General features: G+C 70.7%; 1 protein-coding gene. It reads right to left on the reverse strand.

The features are described 5' to 3' along the window. Positions 1-2,458: amino acid adenylation domain-containing protein (locus ACIGO6_RS41600; RefSeq protein WP_399886021.1), on the reverse strand; the 2,458-nt coding region annotated here is incomplete at both ends.

The following is a 2,458-nucleotide window of genomic DNA, read 5'->3' on the forward strand; positions in this document are numbered from 1 at the left end:
GAAACACCGTCCTCAACACCTCATGCCGACCCACCACCACCGACAACGCCTCACCCAACACACCCACATCCAACCCACCCCGCACCCGCACCGCGAACGGCACGTTGTACGCAGCACTGCCGGGAGACAGCCGGTCGGCGAGCCAGAGTCCGCGCTGGCCGAAGGAGAGGGGCAGCGGTCGGTCGCGGTCGACCGGGACCAACGGTGGAGCGTCCGTCCGGTGCGCGGTGTCCGTCAGGAGCGGGGCGAGCTCCCGTACGGTGCCGTGCTGATACACCATCCGCAGGGGGATCTCGACGCCCAGGTCGGACCGGATCCGGGCGATCATCCGGGCAGCCAGAAGGGAATGGCCGCCCAGTGCGAACAGGTTCTCGTCGATGCCGACCGACTCGATCCCGAGGAGCTCGGCGAACACCGCGGCCAGTGTGCGTTCCTCGGGGGTGCGCGGAGCGGTGCGCTCGGTGGACTTCGAACGTTCCGGAGCAGGCAGGGCGCGCCGGTCCAGCTTGCCCGACGCGGTGAGGGGGATCGCGTCCAGGACGACGAGGGACGACGGAATCAGATGGCGGGGCACCTCCGCGGTGAGTGCGGTCCGCACCGCGGCCGCGAACTCCTCGGGCCGGGGGTTGTCCCTGGGCACGACGTAGCCGACGAGTTCTCGCTCGCCGGGACGGTCCTCCCGCACGACCGCGACCGCGGCGGCGACGGACTTCTGCCGTCCCAGTGCCGCGGTGACCTCGGCGGGTTCAATGCGAAAGCCGCGGATCTTGACCTGCTCGTCGGCCCGCCCCTGGTACTCGATCACGCCGTCGGCGCGTCGACGCACCAGGTCGCCGGTGCGGTACAGCCGGCCGCCGGGCGTGCCGAAAGGGTCCGCGACGAAGCGTTCGGCGGTGAGCCCGGGGCGGCCGCGGTAGCCGCGGGCCAGACCCGCGCCACCGAGGTACAGCTCGCCGATGACGCCGACGGGGACGGGCCGCATGTGTGCGTCCAGCACATAGGCCCGGGTGTTGTCCATGGGCGTGCCGATAGGCATGGACCGGATCGGCAGATCGGCGGCCGTGACGGGGTGGCAACTGGCGAACGTGGTGGTCTCGGTCGGGCCGTAGCCGTCGACGACCGTGATGTCGGGGTGCGCGGACAGCAGGGCGGTCACCGTCTCCGGCGACACCGCCTCGCCTCCGGCCCACACCTCCCGGACCGTCGCGAAGGTCTCGGGGCTTACGTCCACCAGCAGGCTGAACAGGCCCGCGGTGAGCCACAGCCCGGTCACCCGCCCGCGTGTGACGGCGCGGCTCAGGTCGGCCGTACCGAGCTCGCCGGGCGGGGCCACGACAACGCGGCCGCCGGTCAGCAGCGGAACCCACAGTTCGTACGTGGAGGCGTCGAAGACGTGCGGGGAGTGCAGCAGCACCCGTTCGTGGTTGCCGTTGCGCCAACGGGAGTCGAGCGCCAGGCCGATGACATTGCGGTGGGTCACGGCCACACCCTTGGGTACGCCGGTCGTGCCCGACGTGTACATCACGTAGGCCAGCATGTCCGGATGCAGGGTGACGTCGGGCCTGTCGTCGGGACCTTCGGTGTCGGCCGTCGTGTCGAGGGTGGTGATCGCGGTGCCGCGGAGGATCTCCTCGGTGGTGTCGGGCCGGTCGCTGAGGACGAGGCGCGCGTCCGCTTCTTCGAGGAGCAGCCGGGTGCGTCCGGCCGGGTCCCGCCGGTCGAGCGGCAGGTAGGCGGCGCCGGCGGCGAGCACGGCGAGGATGGACACGACAAGGTCCGGGCCACGGTCGAGGTGGAGTCCGACGGGCTGCTCGGGTGTGAGGCCCGCGGCCAGCAGGCGATGGGCGAGGCGGTGTGCCCGCCGCTCCAGTTCCCCGTAGGTGCGCGTGGAGCCGTCGGGCAGTTCGAGGGCGATCGCGTTCGGTGTCCGGGCGGCCTGTTGGGAGAACAGCTCGGGCAGTGAGGCTTCGGGCAGGGGGCGGTCCGTGTCGTTCCCGGCCGTGAGGAGGTGTTCCCGCTCGGTGTCGTCGAGGAGGGACACGTGGGAGATGGGCCGGTCGGGGTCTGCCATCAGCTGGCGCAAGGCGGTGTCGAGGTGGCGTATGAACCGCTCGATGGTGCTCTGGTCGAACAGCGCACGGCTGAACACCAGCCGCCCGTTCATGCCACCGTCGTCAGCGGGAAAGAGGTAGACCTCCAGATCCATGCGGGTGGACTCACGGTCGGTCTGGAAGAGCGAGACGTCGAGGTCGCCCAACGCGCCCCAGTCCGGGAGGTCGTTGACGATCTGGAAGACGACCTGCACGAGCGGGTTCCGTGAGAGGTCGCGTTCGGGCTGGAGCCGCTCGACCAGGTACTCGAAAGGCAGATCCTGATGCGCGTACGCCCCCAACGCGGTCTCCCGCACCCGCCCCACCAACTCACGGAACGACGGATCCCCCGACACATCCGTCCGCAA

The organism is Streptomyces sp. NPDC053750 (assembly GCF_044544295.1).
GTDB lineage: Bacteria > Actinomycetota > Actinomycetes > Streptomycetales > Streptomycetaceae > Streptomyces.